Annotated in this window: 14 protein-coding genes; 5 read left to right on the top strand and 9 right to left on the bottom strand. The window is 70.2% G+C overall.

Annotation, left to right across the window (positions count from 1 at the left end):
- Positions 1-10: 10 nt before the first annotated feature.
- Positions 11-970: an RNA polymerase sigma factor RpoH gene (rpoH, locus tag DY262_RS18680; RefSeq protein ID WP_181936568.1), complete on the bottom strand. Its 960-nt coding sequence runs from the start codon at positions 968-970 to the stop codon at positions 11-13.
- 235 nt (positions 971-1,205) lie between these two features.
- On the opposite strand from rpoH, the gene DY262_RS18675 reads away from it, so the two are divergent.
- Positions 1,206-2,081, top strand: a complete 876-nt coding sequence (locus DY262_RS18675) for a DUF3014 domain-containing protein (protein ID WP_116960590.1) — start codon at positions 1,206-1,208, stop codon at positions 2,079-2,081.
- Positions 2,082-2,123: 42 nt separating this feature from the next.
- Positions 2,124-2,795, top strand: a complete 672-nt coding sequence (pcp, locus tag DY262_RS18670) for a pyroglutamyl-peptidase I (protein WP_116960589.1) — start codon at positions 2,124-2,126, stop codon at positions 2,793-2,795.
- A gap of 45 nt (positions 2,796-2,840) precedes the next feature.
- Here pcp and DY262_RS18665 read toward each other — a convergent pair whose 3' ends face one another.
- Both DY262_RS18665 and DY262_RS18660 read right to left on the bottom strand, forming a co-directional pair.
- The gene (locus tag DY262_RS18665; protein WP_116960588.1) at positions 2,841-3,164 is read right to left on the bottom strand and encodes a hypothetical protein; all 324 of its coding nucleotides are present in this window, start codon (positions 3,162-3,164) and stop codon (positions 2,841-2,843) included.
- Positions 3,165-3,255: 91 nt separating this feature from the next.
- A complete protein-coding gene (locus DY262_RS18660) occupies positions 3,256-3,663 on the bottom strand; it encodes a phage holin family protein (protein WP_116960587.1) in 408 nt (135 codons plus the stop codon).
- Between the two features lie 130 nt (positions 3,664-3,793).
- Here DY262_RS18660 and DY262_RS18655 point away from each other — a divergent pair, with 130 nt between their 5' ends.
- A complete protein-coding gene (locus DY262_RS18655) occupies positions 3,794-5,617 on the top strand; it encodes a DEAD/DEAH box helicase (RefSeq protein WP_181936567.1) in 1,824 nt (607 codons plus the stop codon).
- Positions 5,618-5,625: 8 nt separating this feature from the next.
- On the opposite strand, the gene DY262_RS18650 is transcribed toward DY262_RS18655, so the two are convergent.
- Positions 5,626-7,443, bottom strand: a complete 1,818-nt coding sequence (locus tag DY262_RS18650) for a glutamine--tRNA ligase/YqeY domain fusion protein (RefSeq protein WP_116960586.1) — start codon at positions 7,441-7,443, stop codon at positions 5,626-5,628.
- A 67-nt stretch (positions 7,444-7,510) separates the two neighbouring features.
- Complete coding sequence (locus DY262_RS18645; protein ID WP_116960585.1) at positions 7,511-7,996, bottom strand: type III secretion system chaperone; 486 nt, start codon at positions 7,994-7,996, stop codon at positions 7,511-7,513.
- A gap of 131 nt (positions 7,997-8,127) precedes the next feature.
- Here DY262_RS18645 and DY262_RS18640 point away from each other — a divergent pair, with 131 nt between their 5' ends.
- Complete coding sequence (locus DY262_RS18640) at positions 8,128-9,219, top strand: DUF2157 domain-containing protein (RefSeq protein WP_116960584.1); 1,092 nt, start codon at positions 8,128-8,130, stop codon at positions 9,217-9,219.
- 24 nt (positions 9,220-9,243) lie between these two features.
- On the opposite strand, the gene DY262_RS18635 is transcribed toward DY262_RS18640, so the two are convergent.
- Together DY262_RS18635 and DY262_RS18630 are read right to left on the bottom strand one after the other, a co-directional pair.
- The gene (locus tag DY262_RS18635; protein ID WP_116960583.1) at positions 9,244-11,124 is read right to left on the bottom strand and encodes a choice-of-anchor I family protein; all 1,881 of its coding nucleotides are present in this window, start codon (positions 11,122-11,124) and stop codon (positions 9,244-9,246) included.
- A 91-nt stretch (positions 11,125-11,215) separates the two neighbouring features.
- Positions 11,216-11,839, bottom strand: coding sequence for a DUF924 family protein (locus tag DY262_RS18630; RefSeq protein ID WP_116960582.1), 624 nt, complete (start codon positions 11,837-11,839; stop codon positions 11,216-11,218).
- 100 nt (positions 11,840-11,939) lie between these two features.
- Here DY262_RS18630 and DY262_RS18625 point away from each other — a divergent pair, with 100 nt between their 5' ends.
- Positions 11,940-12,359, top strand: a complete 420-nt coding sequence (locus DY262_RS18625) for a hypothetical protein (protein WP_116960581.1) — start codon at positions 11,940-11,942, stop codon at positions 12,357-12,359.
- 24 nt (positions 12,360-12,383) lie between these two features.
- Here the strand turns inward: DY262_RS18625 and DY262_RS18620 are convergent, their stop codons facing one another.
- Both DY262_RS18620 and DY262_RS18615 read right to left on the bottom strand, forming a co-directional pair.
- Complete coding sequence (locus tag DY262_RS18620; RefSeq protein WP_116960580.1) at positions 12,384-13,163, bottom strand: LytR/AlgR family response regulator transcription factor; 780 nt, start codon at positions 13,161-13,163, stop codon at positions 12,384-12,386.
- A complete protein-coding gene (locus DY262_RS18615) occupies positions 13,160-14,200 on the bottom strand; it encodes a sensor histidine kinase (protein ID WP_116960579.1) in 1,041 nt (346 codons plus the stop codon). Before DY262_RS18615 ends, DY262_RS18620 begins: the two co-directional genes overlap by 4 nt.
- Positions 14,201-14,217 lie beyond the last annotated feature (17 nt).

The raw sequence follows: 14,217 nt of genomic DNA, 5'->3' as shown, positions 1-14,217 counted from the left end.
GCCGGACGGATCAGGCGTAGCCGGCGAGCGCCTTGCGCATCTTTTTCATGGCCGCCACCTCGATCTGGCGGATGCGCTCGGCGCTCACGCCGTACTCGGCGGCCAGTTCGTGCAGGGTCATGCCGCCGGAACCGTCGTCGTTCACCTTGAGCCAGCGCTCGCTCACGATGCGGCGCGAGCGCTCGTCCAACTCGCCCATGGCCTGCGCCACGCCTTCGGTGGCGAGCCGGTCGCGGTGGGCCGATTCGAGCACCGCCGTGGGCTCGTGCGACTGGTCAGCCAGGTAGGCGATGGGGCCGAAAGCCTCTTCGCCGTCGTCACCCGGGCCCGGGTCCAGCATGACGTCGCCGCCGGCCAGGCGCGTTTCCATCTCGCGCACCTCGTCGGGCTTGACGTTCAGTTCACGCGCCACCAGGCCCACCTCGGCGTCGCTGAGCACCTCGCGGTGGGTGTCGCCGTCGGCGGCCTCGGCGCGCAGGCCCTGCTTGCGCGAGCGCAGGTTGAAGAACAGCTTGCGCTGGGCCTTGGTCGTGGCCAGCTTGACCATGCGCCAGTTCTTCAGGATGTATTCGTGGATCTCGGCCTTGATCCAGTGGATGGCGTAGCTCACCAGGCGCACGCCCTGCTCGGGGTCGAAGCGCTTGACGGCTTTCATCAGGCCCACGTTGCCTTCCTGGATCAGGTCGCCGTGCGGCAGGCCATAGCCCAGGTACTGGCGGGAGATGGAAACAACCAGCCGCAGGTGCGACAGGACCAGGCGCCCGGCGGCGTCCAGGTCGTTGTGGTCGCGCAGGCGGCGCGCCGCGTCCTGTTCCTCCTCCAGGCTGAGCAGGGGCAGGCGGTTCACGGCGGAGATGTAGGCGTCCAGATTGCCCAGGGGCGGCAGCGTGAGCGAGCGGTTCGTCCAGGAACCGGCCACGGCCAGATCGCTGCTCGGCGCAGCGGCCACGGGAATCAGCGAATGGGACATGGATGACCTCCTCGGGGTATCGAACAAGAATATTAGCACTCGCTTGGAGGGAGTGCTAAAGCGGAAGTTCCAACCGGCGCGGGCGGATGGGCCGGGGTACCGCCGGTTGTCGCCGCCCGCCCGAGCGCGAGGGGAAACGGGGCCGGCCGGGCGGGCCGGGTCCCGACCAGGGGCCTGGGGTACCCCCCGGGGCGTAGCATAGGACGCCTTCCCGCTTCCCCGAGGTGACGAGGCCATGACACGCCAACCCGACCCAGACGACCGCTCCCGCCTTCCCACCGTCCTGATCGCCTTGGCGGCGCTGGCCGCCGTGGCCTACTTCGGCTGGCGGTACTACCAGGACCGGCAGGCCCCCGCCCCGGTGGAACCCCCGGCGGCGGCCGCCCCCGCCCCCGCCGCCCCACCCGCGCTCGCCGAACCGGCGCCGCCCGCCATCCAGCACCCGGTGGAGCCCCCGGCGGCCGAAGCCAGCGCCCCGCCCGCGCCCTTGCCCGCGCTGGCCGACGCCGACCCCTACGTGAGCGATCACCTCGCCGCGCTGCTCGGCCGCCCGAACGCGCTGCGTTTCCTGCAGCTCGACGGTTTCGTCAAGCGCGCCGTGGCCACGGTGGACAACCTGGGGCGTTCGCACGCACCCGTGCTGATGTGGCCCGTGACCCCCACCCCCGGGCGCTTTGCCTCGGTCAAGGCCGCCGACGGCGCCACCGAGACCATTGCCCCCGACAACAGCGCGCGCTACACACCCTTCGTGCAGTTCGCCGAGTCGGTGGACACGGGCCGGGCCGTGGCGCTGTACCGCCGCCTCTACCCGCTGTTCCAGCAGGCGTACGAGGAACTGGGCTTTCCGGGCCGCTACTTCAACGACCGCCTGGTACAGGTGCTGGACCAGCTCATCGCCACGCCCGTGCCCGCCGCCCCACCAACCGTGGCGCTGGTGCAGGTGAAGGGCGAGGTGCCGTCCACCCGGCCCTGGGTGCGGTACGAGTACGCCGATCCGCAACTGGAAGCCCTGTCGGCCGGGCAGAAGATCCTGCTGCGCATGGGCGCGGACAACCAGCGCCGCCTGCAGGCCAAGCTGGTGGACGTGCGTGGCCGCCTCGCGCGGCGCTGAACCGCGGGGCCTGGGCAACGGCAGCTGCGGTAGATTGCTGCGATGCCCGCCCACCCCAGCCCGCCCACCGCGCCGTCGAAGACGGTCCTGCTCACCGGCTTCGACCCTTTCGATGGCGCGAGCGTGAACCCGAGCTGGCAGGCCGTGCAGGCCCTGCACGGCGAGCGCCTGCTGGACCACACGGTGGTGGCGGCGCAGCTGCCCACCGTGTTCGGCGAATCGCTGCGGCGTCTCGCGGCCCTGCTCGACGAACACCGGCCCGCGCTGGTTATCTGCGTGGGGCAGGCTGGCGGGCGCGGCGCCATCTCGCTGGAGCGCGTGGCCATCAACCTGGACGACGCGCCCATTGCCGACAACGCGGGCGCGCAGCCCATCGACGCGCCGGTGCGGCCCGGCGCGCCCGCCGCCTACTTCACGGGCCTGCCCATCAAAACCATGCGGGCCGAGCTGCAGGCGGCTGGCATCGCCGCCGAGGTCTCGCAGACCGCCGGCACCTTCGTCTGCAACCACGTGTTCTACGGCCTCATGCACACGCTGGCGACGCGCCGCGGCCTGCGCCACGCGCGCGGCGGTTTCGTGCACGTGCCCTGGCTGCCCGAGCAGGGGCGGCCCAGCATGGCCTTGGACGCCATCGTCCACGGCCTGCGGCTGGCCGTGCGGTGCGCGCTTCGGGAGCGGCAGGACAGGGCGCTGGGCGCCGGCGCCACGCACTGACGCGGGGCTCGAGGCGCGGCTCGACGCGCGGCTCGACGCGCTGCGTCAGGCCTGCCAGACGCCGAAGCCGGCCGAGCGCAGGTCGATGGCGACCTCGATCTCCTTGTCCACCGCGTCGCGGTAGCGCATGGGGTTGAAACCCTCGTACAGATCCGGCAGCAGCCGCAGCCCGTACCTGAAGACGTAAGCGTTGGACTGGATGCCGGCCTTGTGCTTGTCGAAGCGCAGGTCGGGGTCCAGGCCGGTCATGCCCACATAGACGCAGGGCCTGCCGTCCACGTAGCCCGGGTTGCAGGCGCGGAACTTGTGTTCGAGCAGCACGTCGCGGTGCAACTCGATGACGTAGACGTGGTGGTGGGGGCGGGGCATCGGGAATCGAAGCGCCGTGCGCCTTGCCTTGTGACCGTCGACGGACCCGAATCGGGGGCGATCACCCCCGGTAGGGGGCAGAGGCGACGGACTACAGCCAGACCTGTCCCGGCCCCGGGCTCGTCTGGATGGTGAAGTCCGGCGTGCCGCCGAGCACGAAGGCGCCGAGCACGACGCTCAGCACCGACATGAAGAGGCTGGCCCACAGGGCGGTCCAGAAGCCGTCGATGCTGAAGCCTTCCACCAGCTTGGCCACCAGCATCAGCACCACGGCGTTGATCACCAGCAGGAACAGCCCGAAGGTGATCAGCGTGAGCGGCAGCGTCAGCAGCACCAGCAGCGGCCGCACGATGGCATTGGCCAGCCCCAGCAGCAGGGCGGCAACCACCAGCGCGCCCGTGCCGCTGAAGCGCATGCCTTTGAACACGTGGCTCGCCACCCAGAGCGCGAAGGCGGTGAGGGCCCAGTGGAGGAGGAAGGGGGTGAGGTTGGCGAGCATGGCAAGGACTGAGTGGTTGCGTAGGGCGTGACGGCGATCACTCAAAACGCGCCGTTGACACCCGAAGCGTGCTGTTGGGAGTATTTGCGTGCATCATGCCATCCCAGGGGAAGCAAATACTTACAAAGTCATGGCCACCTTGATTCCGGCAATGGGCAGTTGCGTGTCGCGCATGACCAATGGCGAGCGCCGGCTGGCCGAGCGGCTCGAACAAAAGCTCGAAGACGACTACCTGCTCTGGTACGACGTTCCCATTGGTCCAAAGCAGACCCACCCCGATTTTGTCGTTCTGCATCCACGGCGTGGGCTGTTGATCCTGGAAACCAAGGACTGGCGACTAGAGACCGTGCGTCGTGCCACGCGGGAGGCGTGGGAGATCGTCCCCGACGGACCGGTGAAGGTGGTGATGAACCCTTTGGCACAAGCACGACATTGCGCCATTCAGGTCGTCAACGCGCTAGAGCGTGACCCGCAGCTGGTGCATCCGAGCGGCCCCCACCAGGGCAAACTGGCCTTTCCGTGGGGCCATGGCGTGGTGTTCACGCGCATCACGCGCAAGCAGTTTGAGACGGCTGGCCTGGGCGAGGCCATTGAGCCGCACTTGGCCATCTGCGCCGACGAGATGACCGAGGCCGTGGAAGCGGACGTCTTTCAGCAACGTCTGTGGAACATGTTCCCGCACGCTTTCGGCAACAAAGCGCTGAGCCTGCCCCAGCTTGACCGCGCGCGCTGGATCATGTTTCCCGAAGTCCGTGTGCCGGTTCAAGGCAAGCTGTTCAACACCGAAGACGACGCTGGCGAGTTGCCCAGCATCATGCGCGTGATGGACCTGCAGCAGGAGCAATTGGCGCGCAGCCTGGGCGAGGGGCATCGTGTCATCCATGGTGTGGCTGGCTCGGGGAAGACCATGCTGCTTGGCTACCGGGCCGAGCACCTGGCCAAGGCCCAGACGGCCCACAGCAAGCCCATCCTCATCCTTTGCTACAACGAGCCATTGGCCAAGCAACTCGCGCGTGTGATGCAGCTCAAGGGCCTCGAACATTGCGTGCATGCCGTGCACTTCCACAAATGGTGCCGGGACCAATTGGTTGCGTATGGGCAGGATTTGCCCGCACAACATCTGCCCGTGGGCGAGAAGATGGCCGAGATGGTCCATCGTGTCATCGGTGGTGTGGATCGCCGGCAGATCCCCAGCGGCCAGTACCAAGCCGTTCTCATTGACGAGGGCCACGACTTCGCTCCTGAATGGTTCAGGCTTGTGGTGCAGATGGTTGACCCCGCCACCAACAGCCTGTTGGTGCTCTACGACGATGCGCAGAGCATTTACGAGCGAAGCAAAAGTCGGCAGTTCAGTTTCAAAAGTGTGGGTATTCAGGCCCAGGGTCGCACCACCATCCTCAAGATCAACTACCGCAATACACGTCAGATCCTTGAGACCGCGAGCCTGATTGCAGCGGACCTGCTCACGGCCGAGGACCAGGACGACGATGGCGTCCCCTTGCTAAAGCCTGTGAGCTGCGGCCGAGACGGGCAGGCGCCGCTGATCATTCGCCTGCCCACGGTGTATGAGGAGGCTCAGAAGGTGGCCGAGCTGCTGGCCAGCGCGCACCAGGAAGGGCACGCCTGGGGCGACATGGCCATTCTTTGTCGGCACTACAGCGAAATGGACACCTGTGCCAGTGCGCTGCGGCAGAGACGGTTGCCGCATCAGGTGCGCAAGGGGGCGGGCACCTTCGATCCCGCGGACGACAGTGTCAAGGTCATGACCCTTCACGCCAGCAAGGGGCTGGAATTTCCCGTTGTGGCCTTGGTCGGTGTCGGACACAGGCCCGGCTCGGGTGAGGATGAGCGCGAGGAGGCCCGTCTTGTCTACGTGGGCGCCACGCGAGCCACGCATCGCTTGATCGTCGGCGCTGGCGGTGAGGGGCGATTCGGTGCCCGCTTCACACCTTGAGCCAAGCCCTACTTGCCCCAGCTGTCCTTCAACCCCGTCACCCGGTTGAACACCGCCTGGCCGCCCACCCCGTGGTCTACCCGGTCCGCCACGAAGTAGCCGTGGCGTTCGAACTGGAACTTGTCGTCGGGCTGGGCCGTGGCCAGTGAGGGTTCCACCCAGGCCTGGACCACCTTCAGGCTGTCCGGGTTCAGGGCCGAGAGGAAGTCCTTGCCGCCGGCGTCCGGGTGCGGGTCGCTGAACAGGCGGTCGTAGAGCCGCACTTCGGCGGCGATGCCGTCGGCCACGCCCACCCAGGTGATGGCGGCCTTGGCCTTCACGCTGTCGGCGCCCGGCGTGCCGCTCTTGGTGCCGGGAATCACCTTGGCGTGCACCTCGGTCACGCGGCCCTCGGCGTCCTTCGCGCAGCCGGTGCATTCGATGACGTAGCCGCCCTTGAGGCGCACCACGTTGCCGGGGAACAGGCGCTTGTAGCCTTTGGGCGGCACTTCCTCGAAGTCCTCGCGCTCGATCCAGACTTCCTTGCCGATCTTGAAGCGGCGTTCCGGCGGCGGGGTCTGGCCGTCGGCGATGGCGCTGTGGGGCAGGGCGGGCTGGGTGCAGTCCTCGGTGTGGGCGTCGCTGCCGAAGACCTCGGCCCAGTTGACCATCACCAGCTTCACCGGGTCGAGCACGGCCATGGCGCGGTGGGCCTTGTTCTCCAGGTCCTCGCGCAGGCAGCCTTCGAGCACGCTGTAGTCGATCCAGCTGTCGCTCTTGGTCACGCCGATGCGCTCGGCGAAGAGCTGGATGGCCTCGGGCGTGTAGCCGCGCCGGCGCAGGCCCACGATGGTGGGCATGCGCGGGTCGTCCCAGCCGCTCACGCGCTTTTCGTTCACCAGCTGCGCCAGCTTGCGCTTGCTGGTGATGACGTAGGTGAGGTTCAGGCGCGCGAACTCATACTGCCGCGGCGGCGGGCTGGCCAGCAGGCCCGCTTCGGTCAGGCGCTCCAGCAGCCAGTCGTAGAACGGGCGCTGGTCCTCGAATTCCAGCGTGCAGAAGCTGTGGGTGATCTGCTCCAGCGCGTCCTCGATGGGGTGCGCGTAGGTGTACATGGGGTAGATGCACCACTTGTCGCCGGTGTTGTGGTGCGTGGCGCGGCGGATGCGGTAGATGGCCGGGTCGCGCAGGTTGATGTTGGGCGAGGCCATGTCGATCTTGGCGCGCAGCACGGCCGCGCCATCGGGCAACTGGCCGTCGCGCATCTCGCGCAGGCGCGCCAGGTTCTCGGCCGGCGTGCGGCCGCGGAAGGGGCTGTTGGTGCCGGCCGTGGTGAAGTCGCCGCGGTTGGCGCGCATGTCCTCGGCGCTCTGTTCGTCGACGTAGGCGTGGCCGCGCTCGACCAATGCCTCGGCCGCGCGGTACATGAAGTCGAAGTAGTCGCTGGCCTGGTAGAGGTGGCTGCCGCCCTGCCCCTCCCAGGAGAAGCCGAGCCATTTCACCGCGTCGATGATGCTGTCGACGTACTCGGTGTCTTCCTTCTCGGGGTTGGTGTCGTCGAAGCGCAGGTGGCAGACGCCGCCGTAGTCGCGCGCCAGCCCGAAGTTCAGGCAGATGCTCTTGGCGTGGCCGACGTGCAGGTAGCCGTTGGGCTCGGGCGGGAAGCGGGTGCGGATCTTGGCCGGGTCCGGCTGGCCGGCGGCCTGGTGGGCGGCGTCGCCGGGGCTGCCGGCCCAGTGGCGGCTGGCGTAGGTGCCTTTGGCCAGGTCGGCCTCGATGATCTGGCGCAGGAAGTTGCTGGCCTTGGCGTCGCCTTCGGTGGGCGCGGGGGATGCGGGGGAGGTCATGGGCGGATTCTAGGGACCGCCGCCCCGCCACCGCGGCGGCGGGGCCGCAAATCCACGCCGGCGGCGCTCAGATGCGCTCGAACATGACGCCCGGCGGCGCGGGCGGGGCCGGGTTGGCGCTGGCCGCGCGGGCGATGGCGTCGGCCCACCAGCGCCGCAGGGCCACGAAGTGCAGCAGGGCGGCGTTGAAGGTTTCCGGCTCGCTGTCTTCGGGGCCGAGTTCGCCGATCAGCATCAGCTCGCCTTCGTCGCCGTCGCGCGCGATGCGCAGGTCGCCGATCTCGCGCCACAGGGCGTTGTAGGACAGGGCCAGGTTCAGCGCGCTCAGCTCGCCCTCGGGCGTGGGCAGGCCCAGGTCGGCGGTGAGCACCAGGCGGGACCCGCCGGGGGACCATTCGGCCGCGAAGCCGTCGCCGCCGTCGAAGTCGATGCACCAGCTGCCGTCATCGACCTCGGTGATGCCGGTGATCTGCGCGAGCCGCTGCCCCGCCTGGGTGATCAGGCGCCGGGCATCGCTGGCATCGTTCAGGGCGTGCATCGGTATCGAAACCATCAAGGAATTCGCATGGGTGGGGGCGCGCGCCGCGCCGTTCCCGGCCTAGGCCAAGCGGGGCGGCCCCGGCTTAGGGCCGCCAGCCGAGGGAGGGCGCGGTGCGCTATCGTGCGCGCCAGGAGGAACCTGGCATGAGCGACGACAGCACCCCAGCGCCCGAGCGCGGCCAGCGCCTGCAGATTCACTGGGGCCAACTGCAGGCCGCAGCGCGGGCCGGCGACATCTCGATGGAGCAGGCCGAGCGCCTGTGGGCGCGCTGGGCCGGCCAGGCCATCGCGCCCGCGCGTTTCGGCTTCACGCACGTGCTCTATTACTTCGGCGGCCTGCTCGCCATCGGTGCCATGACGCTGTTCATGACCCTGGGCTGGGAGCTGTTCGGCGCCTGGGGCGTGCTGCTGCTGTCGGTGGGCTACGCGGTGGGCGCGGTCGCGGTGGCCCGCCACCTGCAGCGCCGCCACCTGCACATCCCGGCGGGCATCCTGGCGACGATCGCGGTCTGCCTGGTGCCGCTGGCGGCCTGGTCGCTGCAGAGCGGCCTGGGCCTGTGGCCCGAGGGCGGGCCCGACAGCTACCGCGACTACCACCGCTTCATCGACTGGCGCTGGCTCACGCTGGAACTGGCCACGCTGGCCGCCGCCGTGGTCATGCTGTGGTGGCTGCGCCTGCCGTTCATGGTGATGCCGGTGGCCGTGACCCTGTGGTACCTGAACATGGACCTGGCGCACATGCTCATGCAGAAAGACGGCTTCGACTGGACCTTCACGCGCGACGTGTCGCTGGTGTTCGGCCTGGCCACCTGCGCCATCGCAGTCTGGGTGGACCTGCGCTCGCGTTTGGCCAGCGACCCGCGCGACCGGCAGGATTTCGCCTTCTGGCTCTACCTGTTCGGCGCGCTCATGTTCTGGTGCGGCCTGAGCCTGCGCGAGAGCGACAGCGAGCTGGCCAAGGCCGGCTACGCGGCCCTCAACGTGGCGCTGGTGTTCCTGGGCGCGGCCATCGGCCGGCGCGTGTTCACCGTGCTGGGCGCCATTGGCGTGGCGGGCTACCTGGGCTACCTCAGCTACAAGGTCTTCGCCGACAGCCTCTTGTTCCCCTTCGTGCTCACGCTGCTGGGCCTGGGCATCGTGGCCCTGGGCATCTGGTGGCAGCGGCGCGAGGCGCGCATCCACGCGCGCCTGGCGGGCTGGCTGCCAGCGGCCCTGCGGCCGCTGGCGCAGCGCTGAGGCCCGGCCACCGGGGCCGAACGCTCAGGGCTGGCCGCCCGAGGCGTTGACGCGGTACACCGCCGTGGTGCCGCTGACCTCGTTGCCCACCACCAGCAGGGGCGTGCCGTCGGGCGAGCGGTCGGCGGGGATGAACACCAGGCCTTCGGGGCCGAGGTCGCCCGCCGTCGCCAGCACGGTGCCGGGGTCGGCCGTCGTCCAGTCCTCGCGGCTGTTGAGGTAGTCCAGGCGCTGGGGGGCGGCGGGGTTGGTGATGTCGTAGACCAGCACGCCGCCCATGCGCTCCAGGCCGATGAAGGCCAGGGTGCGGCCCCGGACCTGGCCGATGGCGATGCCTTCGGGCTCCGGTCCCTTGGCATCGCTGCGGCTGTCGAAGGCGCCGCCTTCGTCGTGGCCAGAGTTGAAGTGGTCCTTGCACGGGATGTTGCGCGCGCTGCCGAGCCGGCAGGCGTCGCTGGCGAAGAACTTCTCGAACTCGGCGCCCGAGTCCCACACCAGCTGGCCGTTGGCGTTCCAGATGCTGAAGGAGCGGGCGCCGTAGCTGTAGAGCTGGTCGTACATCAGGCGGTTGCCGGCCGGGTTGGCGGTGCCCGTGGCGTCGAACATCATGGGCGAGCCGTCGGGGTTGGTGCGGTAACCCATGGTCCAGGTGATGTTGAGGCGGCCGAGCACGTCGTCGGCGCGGCAGCCCATGGGATCGCCCGCGACGGCGCCGCAGTAGCCGAAGGTGGCCGGGTTGAGCAGGCCGCCCGCGGCCATGGCGCCGAGCTGCGGCGGCAGGTCATCGCCCGCGCGCCCGGCCCAGCCGCTCTTGTTGATCAGGTGCTTGACGCGGAACTCCTCGACGAAACCCTGACTGGCGTCGCCGGCCCAATAGGCGCTGTTGTCTTCGCCCCAGGCGCGCGCGTCGCCCTCGTTGGCGGTGACGAGGTAGGTCTGGCCGTCGGCCGTGTAGGCACCCATGGCGTCGGGCAGGTACAGGCCGCGCACGCCGGGCAGGCCGCGGATGTTGATTCGGCCGTCGTTGTCGGAGGCGTCCAGCTCGTTGCCGGGCGCGCCGTGGTCTTTGAAACCCAGCGGCAGCAGGGCGGTGACCGTGGCGCTGGCGACGTCGATCTTGGCCAGGGCGTTGTTCTCCTGCAGCGTCACCCAGGCGGTGGCGCCGTCGGCCGAGACGGCGATGTACTCCGGCTCGAGGTCCTGCGCCGCGTTGGCGTTCGGGCCATAGAGGCGCACGCCCTGCGCGCGCAGCGTGGCCTCCTGGCCGACGAAGGCGCCAAAGCCGGCGGTGCGCACCACGGGCGCGGCCGGTTGGCTGACGTCGACCACGCTGACGCTGCCCTCGGGGTCGATCTGGTAGTCGTCGCTGGGCTCGCCTTCGTTGGCCAGCAGCACGGTCTTGCCATCGGGCGTGAAGCTGATCATGTCGGGCTGCGCGCCCACGCTGGCCGAGCCGAGCAGGACAAGGTCGCTGGCGCGGTACAGGGCCACCCGGCCCGGGTCGGTCTTGGTGGCGGCCTGCACGGCCACGGCCACCAGGCCGTCGTGCACGGCCACGCTGTTGATGTTGGCGCCCGGCAGCGCGAGTGAGGTGGCGGCGTCGATCTCCCCAATCTTCACCGGCTGGGCGGGCACGCGCAGGTCCAGCACGTCCACCTTGCCGGCCTGGGCGTTCACCACGAACAGGCGCCGGCTGGCCGCGTCGTAGGCGGGAATCTCCGCCGCCGACACGCCGAACTGGCCGGTGGCGTAGCCGCCGATCTTCTCGAGCTGGACGCTCAGGGGCTGCGACACCGGGCCGCTGGGCTGGCCATCGCCGCCGCCTCCGCAGGCCGCGAGCGCGGCGGTGGCGACCAGGGCGGCGGCGAAACGGCCCGGGGCGGGCCGGCGATTGGCGCGTGTCATCGAATCTCCTCGTGCAAGTCAGAACAAAGCACGAGGTTGTAGGCAGCGGACATGACGTCCGCGTGTCGTGTCGGTGGCGCCGGCGTGACGCCTACTGCCCGAAGCGCGGACCGTCCGTCAGGAACGCCTGCTCTTCGGCGGTGCTGTCGCGGCCCAGGGCCTCGTTGCGGTGCGGAAACCGCCCGAAGCGCGCCACGATGTCCCGGTGCAGCCGTGCGTAGCGCAGGTTGTCGTCCAACTCGGCGTGGCAGAAGGCCGGCGCCTGTTCGCGCAGGCGCTCAAAGCGGCGCACGGCCTCGTCCTGCAACGCCAGCGACTCGGCGTGCAGCAGCGGCATGTAGAGGAACACCCGGCCCACCACGGGCAGGCCTTCGTCTTCTCCCGTGGCGATGGCCTCCAGCGTGAGGGCCTGGGCGCGCGGGTCGCCGGCGAAGGCGCGCGGCTGGCGCCGGAACAGGTTGCGCGTCAGCTGGTCCAGCAGCAGCACCAGGGCCAGGCGGCCCAGCGGCGTGGCGGACCAATCGGTCAGGCCGCCGGCCAGCGCCCGCTCCACCAGGGCGCCGTAGTGGCGCCGCAGCGCCTCGTCCTGCTCGGGGTTGAACCCGAACCACAGCTGGTCGCGCGACTCGCTGGGCCAGCCGCGGGCCAGGCCGTCGCCGCACCAGTGGTCGAGCAGGGCCTGGGCCTCGGGGGGAATGTAAAGATCGTTCGCCATTTACGCCTTGCTACAGCTTTGACCGCGCGTAGGGTGCGCCCGGTCCCGGGATTGTCTGTAATTCCAAGGCGGCAAACCGCCGTCGCTCCGGAGTCTCCCCATGAATACCGTGTCTCTCAGCCCCCGCCACCGCGCGACGCGCGGTCTGGTCCTGCTCACGCTGGCCGCTGGCGCCTGGGCCCTGTCGGGCACCGCCACGCAGGCCCAGGCCCGCGACAACGTCTATTGGTCCATTGGCGTCAACTCACCCGGCGTGAGTGTGGGGGTGTCCAACGCGCCCCCCGTGGTCTATGGCTACCCGTCCTACGGCTATCCGGTGTACGACCCCCGGCCGGTGGTGGTCTACCCGCGCCCCGTGATCGTGCACCCGCGACCGGTGGTGGTGCAGTCCTACCCGGTGTACGCCTATCCCCCGCAGTGGCGCTACGACCGCCCGCCCAAGCACTGGCGCAAGCACGGCTACCAACGCGGCTACCAGCACGGCTACCGCGACGGCCGCCGCGGCGGCTGGGACGACTGAGGCGCGTCCCGTCCCGCCACCGCTTCACATCGCGCGGAAGCGGTCGGCGTAGAGGCGGCTGACCACGAAGGCCTCGTCCAGGCCACGCAGCGTCAGCCGCCATTTGCCCGCCTCGTCGCGGGTGACGCGATCGATGGCGTCCGCCCGCACCACGGTGCCGCGGTGGATTTGCCAGAACACCTCGGGGTCGAGCTGCGGCAGCAGCTCCTTCAGCGGCTTGCGGATCAGGAACTCCCGCCCGCCCGCCAGCACCCGCACGTACTTGTCGGCCGCTTCGAAGGCCAGTACCTCGTCGATGGCGACCCGCTGCACCGCCGCGCCCACGCTGGCCATGAGGTGGCGCAGGCGCGGCGCGGACGAGGGCGCACCGCCCAGCAGCGCGCGCAGCCCGGCCCAGTCGGGCGCGGCGCTGGCGCCGCGCGCGCGCAGCGCGGCCTGCACGCGCGCCACGGTGCGCTGCAGCCGCTCGGCCTGCACGGGCTTGAGCAGGTAGTCCAGGGCCTGGGCCTCGAAGGCCTGCACCGCGAACTCGTCGTGCGCGGTCACGAACACCAGCGCGGGCAGCGGCTGCTCGGCGGGCCAGTCGTCGGCCAGGGTGGCGGCGGCGTCCAGGCCGCTCAGGGCGGGCATGCGGATGTCCAGGAACAGCACGTCGGGGCGCAGCGCCAGGGCCTGCTGCACGGCGCTGTGGCCGTCGCCCACGCTGGCGAGCACCCGAAGCCCCGGCCAGGCGCGCGCCAATTCGGCTTGCAGGGCTTGCGCGAGCAGAGGTTCGTCTTCGGCGATGAGGGCGGTGGCGTTCATGGGGTGGCGTCGGGCAGGGGAAGGAACAGCCGCGCCTGCGTGCCCTGGCCCGGCGCGCTGTGCCACTCCAGGCGCGCGGCCGCGCCGTGCAGGGCCTGCAGGCGCTCGCGCACTTGCGTCAGGCCGAAGCCCTCGAGTGCCGGGGCCTCGCTGCCCACGCCGTCGTCGCTCACGCTCAGGCACAGGGTGCCGCCCTCGCGTTGCGCGGCCACGCGCAGCTCGCCGCCGCGCGCGCTGGGCTCCAGGCCGTGGCGGATGGCGTTTTCCACCAGCGGCTGCAGCAGCAGCGCCGGCACGGGCAGCGGTGCCAGGGCCTCGGGCAGCTCCAGGCGCACGCGCAGGCGTGGGCCCATGCGCATGCTCATGAGGCTGAGGTAGTCGTCCAGCCGGGCGAATTCGTCGCTCAGGGTGTGCTGGCCGCCGCGCGCGTCGCTGCGCGAGGCCGCGAGCGTGGCGCGCAGGAAGTGGTTGAGCCGGTCCAGCATGTCGATGGCGCGCGGTGGGTCGGTGGCGATGAGGGCGCGCAGGTTGGCCAGGGTGTTGAACAGCATGTGCGGCTCCAGCTGCGACTCCAGCAGGCGCAGCCGCGCCTCGCTGGCCTGGCGCTGGGCCTCTTCTTGCGCCAGGCGGGCCATGGCCAGCATCTCGCGGCTGCTGAAGTAGTAGGCGCCGAAGGCGCCGAGGGCCAGCGACATGAGCAGGAAGCCGACGGTGGCGCCCGGCAGGTTGCTCGCGCTGGCCAGCAAGGGCCGGCCGAGCAAGAGGTTGCCCAGCGTCAGGCCCAGCCCGTAGCCCGCGAACACGGCCACCACGACCAGCACCGCCATCGGCCGCACGCCGGGCCAGCCCTGGGGCGAGAGCAGGTAGCGCCCGCCGTCGATGCCGGCCCAGATGCACAGCCCGATGAGCTGCGAGTACAGCAGGGTGGGGGCGAAGTGGTCGCCCTTGATGGCGCTGATGGCCAGTGCCAGCACGGTGTTGAACACCGCGGCGATCAATACGCGGCGCGCCACGGTGCGGGGGTTGAAAGCGGCCATGGGCGCAGTATGCCGGG

The sequence above is a fragment of the Hydrogenophaga borbori genome, assembly GCF_003417535.1.
GTDB lineage: Bacteria > Pseudomonadota > Gammaproteobacteria > Burkholderiales > Burkholderiaceae_C > Hydrogenophaga > Hydrogenophaga borbori.
The sequence above is the reverse complement of the archived record's forward strand: the minus strand, read 5'-3'. Positions and strand labels throughout refer to the sequence as shown.

What these genes read in the sequence shown, in the direction of transcription:
- pcp (WP_116960589.1), top strand. Translation starts at nt 2,124, where the DNA reads ATGCCCGCCCACCCCAGCCCGCCCACCGCGCCGTCGAAGACGGTCCTG.
- DY262_RS18635 (WP_116960583.1), bottom strand. Translation starts at nt 11,124, where the DNA reads ATGACACGCGCCAATCGCCGGCCCGCCCCGGGCCGTTTCGCCGCCGCC.
- DY262_RS18650 (WP_116960586.1), bottom strand. Translation starts at nt 7,443, where the DNA reads ATGACCTCCCCCGCATCCCCCGCGCCCACCGAAGGCGACGCCAAGGCC.
- DY262_RS18645 (WP_116960585.1), bottom strand. Translation starts at nt 7,996, where the DNA reads ATGGTTTCGATACCGATGCACGCCCTGAACGATGCCAGCGATGCCCGG.
- DY262_RS18660 (WP_116960587.1), bottom strand. Translation starts at nt 3,663, where the DNA reads ATGCTCGCCAACCTCACCCCCTTCCTCCTCCACTGGGCCCTCACCGCC.
- DY262_RS18640 (WP_116960584.1), top strand. Translation starts at nt 8,128, where the DNA reads ATGAGCGACGACAGCACCCCAGCGCCCGAGCGCGGCCAGCGCCTGCAG.
- DY262_RS18620 (WP_116960580.1), bottom strand. Translation starts at nt 13,163, where the DNA reads ATGAACGCCACCGCCCTCATCGCCGAAGACGAACCTCTGCTCGCGCAA.
- DY262_RS18675 (WP_116960590.1), top strand. Translation starts at nt 1,206, where the DNA reads ATGACACGCCAACCCGACCCAGACGACCGCTCCCGCCTTCCCACCGTC.
- DY262_RS18615 (WP_116960579.1), bottom strand. Translation starts at nt 14,200, where the DNA reads ATGGCCGCTTTCAACCCCCGCACCGTGGCGCGCCGCGTATTGATCGCC.
- rpoH (WP_181936568.1), bottom strand. Translation starts at nt 970, where the DNA reads ATGTCCCATTCGCTGATTCCCGTGGCCGCTGCGCCGAGCAGCGATCTG.
- DY262_RS18625 (WP_116960581.1), top strand. Translation starts at nt 11,940, where the DNA reads ATGAATACCGTGTCTCTCAGCCCCCGCCACCGCGCGACGCGCGGTCTG.
- DY262_RS18655 (WP_181936567.1), top strand. Translation starts at nt 3,794, where the DNA reads ATGGCCACCTTGATTCCGGCAATGGGCAGTTGCGTGTCGCGCATGACC.
- DY262_RS18665 (WP_116960588.1), bottom strand. Translation starts at nt 3,164, where the DNA reads ATGCCCCGCCCCCACCACCACGTCTACGTCATCGAGTTGCACCGCGAC.
- DY262_RS18630 (WP_116960582.1), bottom strand. Translation starts at nt 11,839, where the DNA reads ATGGCGAACGATCTTTACATTCCCCCCGAGGCCCAGGCCCTGCTCGAC.